The 14,145-nt window shown below is 61.4% G+C and carries 12 protein-coding genes, 1 tRNA gene and 2 rRNA genes; 7 read left to right on the top strand and 8 right to left on the bottom strand.

Annotation, left to right across the window (positions count from 1 at the left end):
- The first annotated feature begins 65 nt into the window (after nucleotides 1-65).
- Together WJ542_RS15415 and rrf are read left to right on the top strand one after the other, a co-directional pair.
- Nucleotides 66-2,946 (top strand): 23S ribosomal RNA (locus WJ542_RS15415).
- A gap of 156 nt (nucleotides 2,947-3,102) precedes the next feature.
- Nucleotides 3,103-3,216: ribosomal RNA gene (gene rrf / locus WJ542_RS15410) — 5S ribosomal RNA — on the top strand.
- A gap of 180 nt (nucleotides 3,217-3,396) precedes the next feature.
- On the opposite strand, the gene WJ542_RS15405 is transcribed toward rrf, so the two are convergent.
- Nucleotides 3,397-3,570: a hypothetical protein gene (locus tag WJ542_RS15405; protein ID WP_411190067.1), complete on the bottom strand. Its 174-nt coding sequence runs from the start codon at nucleotides 3,568-3,570 to the stop codon at nucleotides 3,397-3,399.
- On the opposite strand from WJ542_RS15405, the gene WJ542_RS15400 reads away from it, so the two are divergent.
- Nucleotides 3,569-3,877 carry a hypothetical protein gene (locus tag WJ542_RS15400; RefSeq protein ID WP_411190601.1) on the top strand — a complete coding sequence of 103 codons (309 nt, stop codon included), beginning with the start codon at nucleotides 3,569-3,571 and terminating at the stop codon, nucleotides 3,875-3,877. The genes WJ542_RS15405 and WJ542_RS15400 overlap by 2 nt on opposite strands.
- 21 nt (nucleotides 3,878-3,898) lie before the next feature.
- Here WJ542_RS15400 and WJ542_RS15395 read toward each other — a convergent pair whose 3' ends face one another.
- The 4 genes from WJ542_RS15395 to WJ542_RS15380 form a co-directional block, all read right to left on the bottom strand.
- Nucleotides 3,899-5,248 carry an MATE family efflux transporter gene (locus WJ542_RS15395; RefSeq protein ID WP_411190578.1) on the bottom strand — a complete coding sequence of 450 codons (1,350 nt, stop codon included), beginning with the start codon at nucleotides 5,246-5,248 and terminating at the stop codon, nucleotides 3,899-3,901.
- Nucleotides 5,245-5,559: a DUF2288 domain-containing protein gene (locus tag WJ542_RS15390; RefSeq protein WP_411190066.1), complete on the bottom strand. Its 315-nt coding sequence runs from the start codon at nucleotides 5,557-5,559 to the stop codon at nucleotides 5,245-5,247. The genes WJ542_RS15395 and WJ542_RS15390 overlap by 4 nt, the downstream gene beginning before the upstream one ends.
- Nucleotides 5,560-6,168: 609 nt before the next feature.
- Complete coding sequence (locus tag WJ542_RS15385) at nucleotides 6,169-6,867, bottom strand: peptidoglycan DD-metalloendopeptidase family protein (RefSeq protein ID WP_411190065.1); 699 nt, start codon at nucleotides 6,865-6,867, stop codon at nucleotides 6,169-6,171.
- 157 nt (nucleotides 6,868-7,024) lie between these two features.
- The gene (locus WJ542_RS15380; protein WP_411190064.1) at nucleotides 7,025-7,936 is read right to left on the bottom strand and encodes an aldose epimerase family protein; all 912 of its coding nucleotides are present in this window, start codon (nucleotides 7,934-7,936) and stop codon (nucleotides 7,025-7,027) included.
- A gap of 568 nt (nucleotides 7,937-8,504) precedes the next feature.
- Here WJ542_RS15380 and WJ542_RS15375 point away from each other — a divergent pair.
- Together WJ542_RS15375 and WJ542_RS15370 are read left to right on the top strand one after the other, a co-directional pair.
- A complete protein-coding gene (locus WJ542_RS15375) occupies nucleotides 8,505-9,335 on the top strand; it encodes an undecaprenyl-diphosphate phosphatase (RefSeq protein WP_411190062.1) in 831 nt (276 codons plus the stop codon).
- A 111-nt stretch (nucleotides 9,336-9,446) separates the two neighbouring features.
- Nucleotides 9,447-9,523 (top strand) — tRNA-Arg (locus WJ542_RS15370).
- 81 nt (nucleotides 9,524-9,604) lie between these two features.
- Here the strand turns inward: WJ542_RS15370 and WJ542_RS15365 are convergent.
- Complete coding sequence (locus tag WJ542_RS15365) at nucleotides 9,605-9,841, bottom strand: hypothetical protein (protein ID WP_411190061.1); 237 nt, start codon at nucleotides 9,839-9,841, stop codon at nucleotides 9,605-9,607.
- A gap of 186 nt (nucleotides 9,842-10,027) precedes the next feature.
- Here WJ542_RS15365 and WJ542_RS15360 point away from each other — a divergent pair, with 186 nt between their 5' ends.
- The gene (locus tag WJ542_RS15360; protein ID WP_411190060.1) at nucleotides 10,028-10,417 is read left to right on the top strand and encodes a hypothetical protein; all 390 of its coding nucleotides are present in this window, start codon (nucleotides 10,028-10,030) and stop codon (nucleotides 10,415-10,417) included.
- A gap of 10 nt (nucleotides 10,418-10,427) precedes the next feature.
- Complete coding sequence (locus WJ542_RS15355) at nucleotides 10,428-10,877, top strand: NUDIX hydrolase (protein WP_411190059.1); 450 nt, start codon at nucleotides 10,428-10,430, stop codon at nucleotides 10,875-10,877.
- 88 nt (nucleotides 10,878-10,965) lie between these two features.
- Here WJ542_RS15355 and WJ542_RS15350 read toward each other — a convergent pair whose 3' ends face one another.
- Both WJ542_RS15350 and WJ542_RS15345 read right to left on the bottom strand, forming a co-directional pair.
- Nucleotides 10,966-12,684 carry a glutamine--tRNA ligase/YqeY domain fusion protein gene (locus tag WJ542_RS15350; RefSeq protein WP_411190058.1) on the bottom strand — a complete coding sequence of 573 codons (1,719 nt, stop codon included), beginning with the start codon at nucleotides 12,682-12,684 and terminating at the stop codon, nucleotides 10,966-10,968.
- 216 nt (nucleotides 12,685-12,900) lie between these two features.
- A complete protein-coding gene (locus tag WJ542_RS15345) occupies nucleotides 12,901-14,121 on the bottom strand; it encodes a CaiB/BaiF CoA transferase family protein (RefSeq protein WP_411190057.1) in 1,221 nt (406 codons plus the stop codon).
- Nucleotides 14,122-14,145: the final 24 nt, after the last annotated feature.

Genomic DNA, 14,145 nt, shown 5'->3' with positions numbered 1-14,145 from the left:
CGAAAACTCAGCCTGTAGCGAGTGAGTCCGGACGTGGCAACACGAAAGAGACACACCCGTTATAGGGTCAAGCGAACAAGTGCATGTGGTGGATGCCTTGGCGATCACAGGCGATGAAGGACGCGGTAGCCTGCGAAAAGCCCCGGGGAGCTGGCAAACAAGCTTTGATCCGGGGATGTCCGAATGGGGAAACCCACTCCGTATGGAGTATCCGTAGCTGAATCCATAGGCTACGTGAAGCGAACGCGGCGAACTGAAACATCTAAGTAGCCGCAGGAAAAGAAATCAACCGAGATTCCCAGAGTAGTGGCGAGCGAAATGGGATCAGCCTGTACTCTTTATCTGAACTGTTAGCCAAACACTCTGGAAAGTGTGGCCATAGCGGGTGATAGCCCCGTAGGCGAAAACAGATTGGAAGAACTGGGTGTACGACAAGTAGGGCGGGACACGTGAAATCCTGTCTGAAGATGGGGGGACCATCCTCCAAGGCTAAATACTCGTGATCGACCGATAGTGAACCAGTACCGTGAGGGAAAGGCGAAAAGAACCCCGGGAGGGGAGTGAAACAGATCCTGAAACCGCATGCATACAAACAGTCGGAGCCTCGCAAGGGGTGACGGCGTACCTTTTGTATAATGGGTCAGCGACTTACATTCAGTGGCGAGCTTAACCGGATAGGGCAGGCGTAGCGAAAGCGAGTCCGAACAGGGCGATTAGTCGCTGGGTGTAGACCCGAAACCAGGTGATCTATCCATGGCCAGGTTGAAGGCACGGTAACACGTGCTGGAGGACCGAACCCACTAACGTTGAAAAGTTAGGGGATGAGCTGTGGATAGGGGTGAAAGGCTAAACAAACCTGGAAATAGCTGGTTCTCTCCGAAAACTATTTAGGTAGTGCCTCGTGTCTCACCTTCGGGGGTAGAGCACTGTCATGGTTGAAGGGTCCATTGCGGATTACTTCGCCATAGCAAACTCCGAATACCGAAGAGTGCAATCACGGGAGACAGACATCGGGTGCTAACGTCCGGTGTCAAGAGGGAAACAACCCAGACCGCCAGCTAAGGTCCCCAAATATGGCTAAGTGGGAAACGAAGTGGGAAGGCTAAAACAGTCAGGAGGTTGGCTTAGAAGCAGCCACCCTTTAAAGAAAGCGTAATAGCTCACTGATCGAGTCGTCCTGCGCGGAAGATGTAACGGGGCTAAGCCATATACCGAAGCTGCGGATGCACATTTATGTGCATGGTAGGAGAGCGTTCTGTAAGCCTGCGAAGGTGCACCGGAAGGTGTGCTGGAGGTATCAGAAGTGCGAATGCTGACATGAGTAGCGATAAAGGGGGTGAAAGGCCCCCTCGCCGTAAGCCCAAGGTTTCCTACGCAACGTTCATCGGCGTAGGGTGAGTCGGCCCCTAAGGCGAGGCAGAAATGCGTAGCTGATGGGAAGCAGGTCAATATTCCTGCACCGGCGTGAAATGCGATGGGGGGACGGATCGCGGAAGGTTGTCCGGGTGTTGGAAGTCCCGGTCGCTGCATTGGAGAAGGCGCTTTGGCAAATCCGGGCGCAGGATTCAAGGGTGTGGCGCGAGCTTCTTCGGAAGCGAAGCAACTGGAAGGGGTTCCAGGAAAAGCCTCTAAGCTTCAGTTTCACGTTGACCGTACCGCAAACCGACACAGGTGGGCGAGATGAGTATTCTAAGGCGCTTGAGAGAACTCGGGAGAAGGAACTCGGCAAATTGGTACCGTAACTTCGGGATAAGGTACGCCCTGGTAGCTTGACCGGCCTGCGCCGGAAGGGTGAAGGGGTTGCAATAAACTGGTGGCTGCGACTGTTTAATAAAAACACAGCACTCTGCAAACACGAAAGTGGACGTATAGGGTGTGACGCCTGCCCGGTGCCGGAAGATTAAATGATGGGGTGCAAGCTCTTGATTGAAGTCCCGGTAAACGGCGGCCGTAACTATAACGGTCCTAAGGTAGCGAAATTCCTTGTCGGGTAAGTTCCGACCTGCACGAATGGCGTAACGATGGCCACACTGTCTCCTCCCGAGACTCAGCGAAGTTGAAGTGTTTGTGATGATGCAATCTCCCCGCGGCTAGACGGAAAGACCCCATGAACCTTTACTGCAGCTTTGCATTGGACTTTGAACCGGTTTGTGTAGGATAGGTGGGAGGCTGTGAAGCGGGAACGCCAGTTCTCGTGGAGCCGTCCTTGAAATACCACCCTGATCTGTTTGAGGTTCTAACCCTGGTCCGTGAATCCGGATCGGGGACAGTGCATGGCAGGCAGTTTGACTGGGGCGGTCTCCTCCCAAAGGGTAACGGAGGAGTACGAAGGTACGCTAGGTACGGTCGGAAATCGTGCTGATAGTGCAATGGCATAAGCGTGCTTGACTGTGAGACTGACAAGTCGAACAGGTGCGAAAGCAGGTCATAGTGATCCGGTGGTTCTGTATGGAAGGGCCATCGCTCAACGGATAAAAGGTACTCTGGGGATAACAGGCTGATACCGCCCAAGAGTTCATATCGACGGCGGTGTTTGGCACCTCGATGTCGGCTCATCTCATCCTGGGGCTGTAGCCGGTCCCAAGGGTATGGCTGTTCGCCATTTAAAGAGGTACGTGAGCTGGGTTTAAAACGTCGTGAGACAGTTTGGTCCCTATCTGCCGTGGGCGCTGGAAGTTTGAGGGGGCCTGCTCCTAGTACGAGAGGACCGGAGTGGACGAACCTCTGGTGTACCGGTTGTCACGCCAGTGGCATTGCCGGGTAGCTATGTTCGGAAGAGATAACCGCTGAAAGCATCTAAGCGGGAAACTCGCCTCAAGATGAGACTTCCCCGGAGCTTCGAGCTCCTTGAAGGGTCGTTCGAGACCAGGACGTTGATAGGTCAGGTGTGGAAGCGCAGTAATGCGTTAAGCTAACTGATACTAATTGCCCGTAAGGCTTGATCCTATAACAGGTGTGCCTCGCTCCCGACGTGGAGTGAAGTGCGCACAGGTTGAGAGATCGGTGTTGTGCCACAAACAACACAACCCCAACAAGAAACCTCTTTACGCTTCTTCCCGACTGGCTGTGGCGCAGGAAACTGCGACGCAGCAACCCGTCATGCCTGATGACCATAGCGAGCTGGTCCCACCCCTTCCCATCCCGAACAGGACCGTGAAACAGCTCCACGCCGATGATAGTGCGGATTGCCCGTGTGAAAGTAGGTAATCGTCAGGCTCCTTATCCAGCAGAACCCCGGCCCTCACAAGCCGGGGTTTTTGCGTTGGCGGCAGGCAAATGGCCTCTGTCTGCCCATGAGCCTCGCGATAATATGGCCAAACAATCTCCGCGACCTGAAAACTCAGGGCGTCGTTGCGGACCAACCGGCGCGCGGCGCGTCGAACCGCGCGTCTGCGTTCAATGCCTGCGGTGTACCCGATCAAGCACGTGATGCGTGACCAGCCAGTGATGCATCATGCCTTCGCCGTCGTGTTCTTTCCGGTAGGCACGGGACTCGAAGATCGATAGCCCGAGCAGAACAAGCAGGCCGACGGCCAGCCCGGCGAGACCCGCAATAGTTTCGGCATCCATGGCAGCCTCCTTCGGTTGCAGCCATACAAGTATCTTAGGACAGCAACAGGCAGGAAAAAAAGTGGGGAAAATCGGGCGCGACATCGCCCCCGATTTTCGTGCCAGAAGCGAAATAAATTTGAAAGGATTCGGACGAATGCTTCGTATCTTTGTTGCAGCAGCGATGGCCGCTTTCCTCTCCGCATGCGCCGACGATATGACCGTCAAGCACCATGGGACGCCGCCGCAGGATCCGCCTGACTATCACGGCGTTCCGACCGACGACCGGCCGCCCACGATGATCGACAACCCTCCGCCGGCTCAATAACGACTGTGGGGCGCGGTGCCGTCAAGACTGACCGGCGCGAGGAACGATGGCGCGGGAAACCCGTGGCAACAGCGGCGAGAGCGTCAACCCTCTTGCGGCCATGAAGAGCAGCAACGCACCCCACAAGCCATGATTGCCGAAAGGGCCTACCAGGGCCCACGAGGCCACCAGAAATAGGGCGAGCGATAACGCCATCGCACGCATGAGATCGTGCGTGCGCGTAGCGCCTATGAAGACGCCGTCCAGCAGAAAACCCCAGACCGAAATCACCGGCGAGAGCGCAGCCCAAGGCAGGAAGGCCCGCGCGGCATCGCGCACGGCAGCTTGATCGGTTAGCCGGTCGATGATCCAGCCGCCCGCCGCCCAATAGACCAGCGAAAACCCGAGTGCGCCGAGCACGGACCAGAGCAGGTTCACCTTGACCGCTTGCCGGAAGGCATCGCGGTCGCGCGCGCCGATAGCGGCGCCGACCAGTGCCTCGGCCGCGTGCGCAAAGCCGTCCAGGCCGTATGCCATGAAGGTCTGAAAATTCAGCAGCAGCGCATTGGCGGCCAGTATGGTGTCGCCCTGCTTCGCCCCCAGATGGGCAAACCAGCCGAACGATCCGAGCAGGCACATCGTCCGCAGAAAGATATCGCGGTTGATGGCAACGAGGCGCTTGAGTGCCTTCGGTTCGAGCACGTCAGCCCATTGAAGCGGTGAGAGGCCGCGGGGCCGTAGCCCCCAAAGCACTGCTGCGCCGAAAACAAAGCCGCATGTATCCGCCGTTGCGGTGGCCGCGCCGATACCGGCAATGCCCCAATGCAGCCCATATACATAGAGCAGCACCGCGATCATGTTCACGACGTTGATGAACACCTGAGCGGCGAGCGCCACCCGCACCCGCTGGGTACCCAGCAGATAGCCAAGCACGACGTAGTTCGCAAGGCCGAACGGGGCGGAGCCAATGCGCCCCGCGCAATAGAGTCGGGCGTTGGCCTGCACCTCATGGCTGCCGCCTATCAACGCGAGCACGTAGCGAATCAACGGCGCCTGGATCGCCAGAATCAGGGCGCCGATCGCGAACGCCAGCAGTAGCGCGCGCACGACATTGGCGCGCAGTGCCGCGCGGTCGCCGGCGCCGAATGCCTGTGCGACGAGCCCGGTGGTGCCCATGCGCAGGAAGCCGAATCCCCAGAATACAAAGTTGAAGAACAGCCCGCCAAGCGCTACGCCGCCGAGGTCGGCCGCACTGCCGAGGTGACCCGCGACCGCCGTATCGACTGCGCCGAGTATCGGTTGGGTGAGATTCGCGAGGACGATCGGAAAAGCGAGCGTCAGAACCCGACGGTGCCAGCCGCGCTCTGCAGGAAGGGGAAGGCTGTCGCTCAACCGCGCTCCTGCACGCAGATCCAGGGGGAGACGACGACCGCCCACAATTCCGGCTTGCGCGCGGCATAGTCGGTGGCGGTGCCAGCCTGCATTCGCTCGATGAACCCGGCGGAAAGCCATTGGGTGACGGGTTCGGCGTCGTCGCTTGCTATGGCCTCGGCGACGCTCACGAGATCGAGATCGCGCGCGACGGAAAGCAGCTTGCCTTGCGCGAAGAACCGCTCGAGATCCTCCCAGTCGATTTTTGCGGTTTCGCCGAGCAACTTGGCATACAGTGCGCTGGGCGCGGCGTCTGGGGTAGTCATGGTCATGTTGGAAAGGTTGCGGCAGATACTATAAACGATCCCGTGCTGCAGACGATGCGCGGAAAATCGCGCATGGCCCGGGCTATCCTTATTAATAATACAAAGCGATTTTCGACTTAATCATAAAAAGCAGACAAAAGCCGGAATTGATAAATATGTTTTAAATTCCTGTGCGCAATCTCGGCTGAATCGCGATGTGCGTGCGTTTGCCCACAAAATCGACTCAGGCGGGGCGGATCGAAATTGTTCATTGCCGGCGGCGTCGGAAATGTCCTCGAATCGCCTTCGTCCGGCTTTGATGGATTGAGAAAAATCCTTTCCAGTCAACGATCTGGATGTTATGTATTGATTTTGTAAAGTTATAACGGCAAGCGCGGGTAATGCTCGATGGCAGCGCTTACGGCGATCAGGTTCGCCATAAAAAGCGGGTGTGGTCCTTAATCCGTGCGCCGAGACACATTTTTAATCGAATTAAATCGTTGCGCCCGTTAACCGCCATTGATAGATTGCACTTCGGCGCATGGTAAACCGGTCCTTTGCCGATATGCGCCAAACCCCCGTTAGCCCGGCGCCATGCCGGGCTTTTTTTTCGTCCGGAGTTCGATTCGCCGAAACTCAGCGTAACGGCAAATCGTGGGTCGGGTCGATCGATCGGCCCTGATAGCGTAGCTCGAAGTGCAGCATCACGCGATCGCTGTCGGTGCTGCCCATCTGTGCAACCTGCTGCCCTTGTGCCACCGTTTGACCTTCTTTCACGAGCAGCGTCTGATTGTGTGCGTAAGCCGTCAGGTAGTCGCCGCTGTGCTTGATGATCAGCAGATTGCCGTAGCCGCGCAGGCCGTTGCCGGCATAGACGACCGAGCCGGCCGCCGCCGCCACTACCGGGGTACCCGCGCTGTTGGCGATGTCGATGCCCTTCGAATTGCGCCCGTCGAAACTGCGGATCACGGTGCCGTTGGCCGGCCAGACGAGGGAGATCGAGGAGGCGGGTGCGGCAGCCGGTGCATTGTCGGCGGCGGAAGGAGCGGGACGGCTGGCTCGGGGTGCAGCGCTTGCCGCGGGCGCCGCGGAGCTGACCGCGCCCGCGGGCGGTGCGACGCGCAGGACCTGGCCTACCTCGATGGCATCGGGATTGGACAGGTTGTTCCAGCGCACGATGTTTTGCACGGACTGCCCTTTGCTGCGCGCAATTTTGTTTACCGTGTCGCCGCGTTCCACACGGTAGTAGCCGGGGCCGACTGGCGCCGATCCGCACGCGGCGAGCAGCGCGACTAGCGTCGCGCAGGCGAAACGTCTGATTCCTGTTGCCAACATTGAACCTCGCAAGGCGCTGCCGGGCGGACAGGCCGCGCCAGCAAAACGTCTGATTTTAGCGGGTTTGTCCGGGCGGGCGCGTCATTGTCGCTTGCAGCGCGCTCGTCGCCGTCCGGGATGGAAGCGGGCGACGGTCCCCGGAGGCTTGCAGGTAGCGTTAGACGAGCGCGTCAACGCGGATGCGCAGATCGGCTCGCGCACTTGCCCCAGGCGCGAGCCAATGCAGTCCGAGCCCGTTGTGGATCGCATCCGGCAGGCCGAGCCACGGCTCGATGCAATAGAAGTCGGAGTTTTCGGCTTCGGTCCAGGTCGTCACCGCGTACCACGGCATCGAGCCGGGGCGATCGAGTTCGATCGTCACGACACGGCCAAGACCTGGCGCGATCATCCGTACCGGTGCGGCGGGCGGCGTCGGCTCGAGCACGTGAAAGCGGTCGAGGATCTGCGGGTCGTCGAGGCGGTACTGTGCCGCGCCGGCTTCGGATGGGCTAATCGAGCCGTCCGGCAGTTGATATCGGCGCACTGTCGGCGGCAGTTCCATCGTGGTCTGCGCGCGTTGCCCATGGGGTAGCGCGAAATAGAAATGGTGACCGGCGTACCAGGGCAGCGGATTGTTACCGGTATTGGCCGCAGTCAGCGAGACATCGAGCGTGTGATCGTCGGCGAGGCGGTAGGCCGCTTCGAAGCGGAACGAGAACGGGTAGCCGGTGCGGGTGGCCTCCGAGTCGGCGAGCGTCATGTGAATACCGCGCCCGTCGTCATCGATCTGCGTCGCGAACGGCAGGTCGCGCGCGAAGCCGTGCATGGGCAGATCACGGACGACACCCTGTGCGTCGCGCCAGCGGCCGATCTGGCCATCCACGCGATGACGGCCGAGGAACGGGAACAGCAGCGGGTTGCCGCCGCGTATGCGCGCGGGCTCGCTCCAGTTCGCCTGCTCGGGCCAGTGGATGACAGGTTGGCCGTCGACATGCCACGAGAGCAGCCGTCCGCCGGCCCACGGGGCGAAGCGCAGCATCGAAGCGCCGCTGGAGATATCGAGGATGTCGTGCTGAGGGCTGGATTCCATTGGGCTCGCGTGAGGAAAGGGGGAGGGGTAGGCGGGTCGCGGCTGCGCCGCGCCATGCACGCGGATTGTGCGCCGCTTTCCGATGCGTGAAAACCCTTTGTCGGGAAAGCGCGGGTATGGCGCGCGAAGTCGGGGACGGATAATCGCGCTACATCGTGCGATAGCGCACGGATTGATCCAGGAGGTTCCATGGATATCGCCATGGCCATGAGTACGGCACTGTTCGGCCTGTTTGTCGGCAGTAGCGCTTACTTTTTCTACAAGATGGCGCGCTGAAGCACGCACACCTCGCGGCCTGCTTCAGCCCCGTTTTCCAGCGCTTTCCACGCTATCGGCGGATATCGCATCCCGTCCGCGCGACCGGCTCCCGATTGCGCGACTGCGTCCCTCATCACCTGGCGCCATTCTCCACGTCTGCGTCCGCAAAATTGTTGCGGCGCCGTAAATTTGCCGACAAATCTCCCTCGATGCGTGGCGCTCAGCGGCGGCCACCGGCATAATCGGTGCGCTCTGCCGCGCCGACACTGCCTCGGCTCGGCGTCAACCACCCCACTTTGAGGATTCGCGAGTGAGTCTCTGGTTTCTACTCTTTTTGAGCGTGCTGCAGGGCGTTACCGAACTCTTTCCTGTCAGCAGCCTTGGCCATACGTTGCTGGTGCCGGCGTTGTTTGGCATGCATATCGACAAGCATGCGCCACAGTTGTTGCCGTTCCTGGTCGCGCTGCACCTCGGCACCGCCGTTGCGCTGCTGTGGTATTTCCGCGAACGCTGGGTTGCGCTGATCCGCGGTTTCTTTGGCTCGCTCGCCGGACGCCACAGTGACGACAGCCATATGGTGTGGGCGCTGATCATCGGCACGATTCCGGCCGGAATCGTCGGCCTCGTGCTGGAAAAGCGCATTGAGGCGCTCTTTCATGACCTGCGCATCGTCGCTGTCGCGCTGATGATCAATGGCGTGTTGCTGTGGTTCGGCGATCGCCTGCAGCGCACCCGTACGCATCGGCCACCGGAGCGGCTCTCGTTTCGCCAGGCTTTTCTCGTGGGCCTCGCGCAGATCGGTGCGTTGATCCCGGGTTTTTCCCGCAGCGGTCTCACGATGATCGCGGGTAATGCTGCCGGACTGACGACCGAGAAGGCCGCTGAGTTCTCGTTTCTGCTCGGCACGCCGATCATTTTCGCCGCGGGGCTGCTTGAACTGCCGAAGCTTTTTCACGCGCGCGATCAGTTGATGACGGCGGTGGTGGGCGGTGTGCTCACGGGCATTGCCGCATGGCTTAGCGTGCGCTTCCTGATGCGTTATTTCGAAGGACGCGGGCGTCTTGCCTCGTTTGGCGTGTACTGCGTGATCGCGGGCGCCATTTGTCTCGGCTGGTTCGTGGTCCATCAGCAGCCGGTCTGACGCGACGCGGGTCGGGTGCGGCCCGCCTGATCCGGACGCGGTATAATCCAGCGCCCGTCTTGCCGCGTTCGACGCGTGGGAAGGCGGGTGGCGCGGACGACGCGCTTCTGCGCGACAGTAGCTCAGCTGGATAGAGCATCGGCCTTCTAAGCCGAGGGTCGGGGGTTCGAGCCCCTCCTGTCGCGCCAATCAATTCAAGCAATTAGCCCGGTCGTTGCGACTGGGCTTTTTGTTTTTTGCACGGAGCAGGAAGAAAGCAGCTACCCGCCTCAAAGACTCGCAATCATGCAACAGGTAGCAATAAGTACAACGAACGACACGAGCAAGCAAACCGTGCCGCCGCGCAACATAGAGTCGGGCCAGTGCGGCGCGGGTACGTGGATGGCGCGGGGCAGGCGCGCGGCGGTGCCGGATGCCGGCAGGTAATGCGCCACAAGGGCCATGAGGCCGATGCAGATGAGGGCGAGCGCGAAGGCGAACACCCGAAGGGCGGTAGAGTAGGTCATGATGGACAATATGCGAGTCTGTCGGGACAGCTGAGGCGTCGAATGTGTCCAGAATAGGGAGACAATTCTTACGTCGCTATCAGACTCGTCCCAAACGGTGGCCCCGTTCGCGTTCACCCGTGCGCAGGAAAAATAGGGCGCGTGCTATCCTCCCCGGCGACGACAGCCTTTCAAGGAGAAGCTTCGATGCCGATGTCCCCCCGAATCCTGTCCAGCCTTGGCGCGGGTCTGCTGCTCGCGACGCTTGGCAGCGTTGCCCATGCCCAGAATCTCGGCTTTCTCAACAACACGCCGGCGGCCTACATGAGGCAGGCCGACAACGCTTCGCTTTCCAAGGCCGTGCGCGAGGCCGTCGATCAAAAGCAGGACGGCGAGTCCGCGACCTGGACAAACGAAGGTCTGCGCAACAGCGTGAAGATCGACGCGACCATCACGCCGACGAAGACCGAAACGACCGGCGATACGACCTGCCGCGACACCCAGGTGGTCGTCAACGCCAAGGGCCAGTCGATGACGCTGCGTCCGCGGTTCTGCCGCCAGGGCACGGGCGCATGGGTCTACCAGAAGACGCATTGAGCCCCGCGGCGTGAGCGGCAAGATCGTTTCGTGCGGCACGGTACTGCTCGATCCGCAGGGCCGGGTGCTGCTCGCGCATGCGACAGGCACGAACCACTGGGACATCCCGAAGGGGCAGGGCGAACCCGGCGAGACGGAGAGCACGAGCGCGCTGCGCGAAATGGTGGAGGAGACGGGCATCGAGATCGACGCATCGCGCCTCACGGACCTCGGGCGCTTCGTCTACCGGCGGGACAAGGATCTGCATCTCTTCGCCGCGCGTGCGTTGCCGCAGGAACTCGACCTGTCGCGCTGCCACTGCACGTCGCTCTTTCCGCGCCGCGAAGACGGCGTGATGATCCCCGAAATGGACGCGTGGTCGTGGATCGCCCCTGGCGATGTCGCGCGCTACGCGAGCCGTAGTCTCACGCGCCTTTTCGAGACAACGCTTTCGCTTGCGGAACTGCATCGCACGCTGTGAGCGGTGCGCATTGCCATCGCTGCCGTGCCAATAAAAAACCGCACTTTGAAGTGCGGTTTTTTTTCGACTGGCGGAACGCTCGTGCCGCTTATTTACCCCAACTGTCGCGCAGGCCGACGATGCGGTTGAACACCGGCTTGCCCGGCTTCGAATCGTAGCGGTCGGCAACGAAGTAGCCGTGACGTTCGAACTGGTAGCGGTCTTCCGGCACCGCGTCGCGCGCGCCCGGTTCCAGATACGCCTGCACCACGCGCTTCGAATCCGGATTGAGCGCTTCGAGGAAGCTACGGCCGCCGGCGTCAGGCTGCTCTTCGCGGAACAGGCGGTCGTAGAGCCGCACCTCCGCCGGGCAGGCCTGCGCCGCGCTCACCCAGTGGATGTTGCCCTTGACCTTGTAGTTGTTCGCGCCTTCGGTACCTGACTTGCTGTCCGGGAAGTAGTTGCAGTGCACGGCGACCACGTTGCCGTTCTCGTCCTTGTCCGCGCCCGTGCATTCGATCACGAAGCCGTAGCGCAGACGCACCTTGTTGCCCGGGAACAGGCGGAAGTAGCCCTTGGGCGGCGCCTCGTTGAAATCCTCGCGCTCGATCCACAGCTCGCGCGAGATCGGGAACGTGCGAAGGCCGCGCTCCGGATGATGCGGATGCACAGGGGCCGTGCAGTCCTCGCTCTGGCCTTCGGGATAGTTGTCGATGATGAGCTTGAGCGGATCGAGCACGGCGGCCGTGCGCGGCGCCTTGTCGTCGAGGTCGTCGCGCAGTGCGCCTTCGAACACGCTCATGTCGATCCACGAATCGACCTTGGTCACGCCGATGCGCTCGCAGAAGAGCTGGATGGCCTCGGGCGTGAAGCCGCGGCGGCGCACTCCGACGATGGTGGGCATGCGCGGGTCGTCCCAGCCGTCCACGTGGCCTTCGGTCACGAGTTGCAGCAGCTTGCGCTTGCTCGTGATCGCGTAGGTGAGGTTCAGGCGCGAGAATTCGATTTGCTGCGGCAGCGGGCGAGTGAAGACGCCGGCGTCCGCCAGTTCGTTGAGCACCCAGTCGTAGAGCGGGCGATGGTCCTCGAATTCCAGCGTACAGAGCGAATGCGTGATGTTTTCGAGCGCGTCCGAGATGCAATGCGTGTAGTCGTACATCGGATACACGCACCACTTGTCGCCCGTGCGGTAGTGGTGTGCGAAGCGGATGCGGTAGATCACCGGATCGCGCATGTTGAAGTTCGGCGACGCCATGTCGATCTTCGCGCGCAGCACGTGCGCACCTTCCTCGAACTCGCCGGCCTTCATGCGGCGGAACAGGTCGAGGTTTTCTTCCACGGAGCGATCGCGGAACGGCGAGTTCTTGCCCGCCTCGGTGGCCGAGCCGCGGTTCGCGCGCATCTCGTCCGGCGACTGGCTGTCCACATACGCTTTGCCGCGCTGGATCAGCAGTTCGGCGAACTCATAGAGTTTGTCGTAGTAGTCGCTGGCGTAGAAGAGGTATTCCTGATCGTCCTTCTTCCATTCGAAGCCCAGCCACTCGACGGCGTCGACGATCGAGTTGACGTACTCGACGTCTTCCTTCTCCGGGTTCGTGTCGTCGAAGCGAAGGTGGCATACGCCGCCATAGCTTTTCGCGACGCCGAAGTTCAGGCAGATGCTCTTCGCGTGGCCAATGTGCAGATAGCCGTTCGGCTCCGGCGGGAAGCGCGTTTCCACGCGCTGGCCCCACTTGTCCGAGCGGTTGTCGTCGTCGATGATGTTGCGGATGAAATTGGATGCCGCAGGCGCGTCCGTGCGGTCGGCGTCTTTACGTTCGGTATTCATGCGAAAAGGGAAGATCGTTCGAGGGCGCGCGCTTTTGCCAGGACTCCGACGAGATTCCGTCGGGATGGCGGCGGCACGCGCGCCGGGCTGATGATGACCATTCTACCTGACGCAACCGGGCGCGACAGTCCGCGGGCCGCGCAGGCCCGTCAACGTCGCGAGCGGCCCTGGCAACCGGCCGCGGGGCCATCGAATCGATGGCGGTATGAAGAGGCGCTAGACCACGCCCTTGCCGCGCAGCGACGCCACCTCCTCGTCGCCGTAGCCGAGCACGTCGCGCAGCACCTCGTCGGTGTGCTCGCCAAGCGTCGGCGGATGGTTTTCCACGCGCGGCGGCGTCTCGCTCATGCGTACGGGGTTGCGCACGAGCTTGACCGTGCCGCCCGACGGATGCGGCAGGTCCACGCGCATTTCGCGCGCCACCACCTGCTCGTTCTCGAACACTTCGGAGAGGTCGTTGATCGGCCCGCAGGGCACGCCAGCGCCCTCCAGCGCCGCGATCCAGTCGGCCTTCGCGCGCGTGCGGACCATCTCCGCGAGGATCGGCACGAGCGTATCGCGATGACGCACGCGCTCCGGATTGGTCGCGAAGCGCGCGTCGTCGGCGAGTTCCGGCCGGCCGCCCGCTTCGACGAACTTGCGGAACTGCCCGTCGTTGCCCACTGCGATGATGATCCAGCTGTCGCTCGTCTGGAACGCCTGGTAGGGCACGATATTGGGATGCGCGTTGCCCCAGCGCGCCGGCGGATTGCCGCTCGCGAGGTAGTTCGAGTTCATGTTCGCGAGCATGGCCACCTGCACGTCGAGGAGCGCCATGTCGATGTACTGGCCCACGCCGGTGCGGTCGCGGTGCGCGAGCGCCGTGAGCACGGCGATGGTCGCGTACATGCCCGTCATCAGGTCGGCAATGGCCACGCCCGCCTTCTGCGGGCCGCCGCCGGGCAGGCTGTCGCGCTCGCCCGTGATGCTCATGAAGCCGCCCATGCCCTGCACGATGAAGTCGTAGCCCGCGCGCGACGCATAGGGGCCGGTCTGGCCGAAGCCCGTCACCGAGCAGTACACGATATCGGGCTTCACTTCGCGCAGCGACGCGTAGTCGAGGCCATATTTCTTGAGCTGGCCCGCTTTGTAGTTCTCGAGCACGACGTCGCTTTGCGCGGCGAGTTCGCGCACGATGCGCTGGCCTTCCGGCGTGGCGATATCCAGGGTCACGGACCGCTTGTTGCGGTTCGCGGCGAGATAGTAGGCGGCTTCGGCCGTGTCCTCCCCGCTGGGCGTTTTCAGGTACGGGGGGCCCCAGTGGCGCGTGTCGTCGCCGGCGCCGGGGCGTTCCACCTTGATCACGTCCGCGCCGAAGTCGGCGAGGGTCTGCGCGCACCACGGGCCTGCCAGCACGCGGGTCAGGTCGAGTACGCGGATATGGCTCAGAGCGCCCATAGAGTGTCTTCCGATGTAGTTGTC

The organism is Paraburkholderia yinzeri, from assembly GCF_046581065.1.
GTDB lineage: Bacteria > Pseudomonadota > Gammaproteobacteria > Burkholderiales > Burkholderiaceae > Paraburkholderia.
This window is presented reverse-complemented; position numbering and strand designations above follow the sequence as displayed.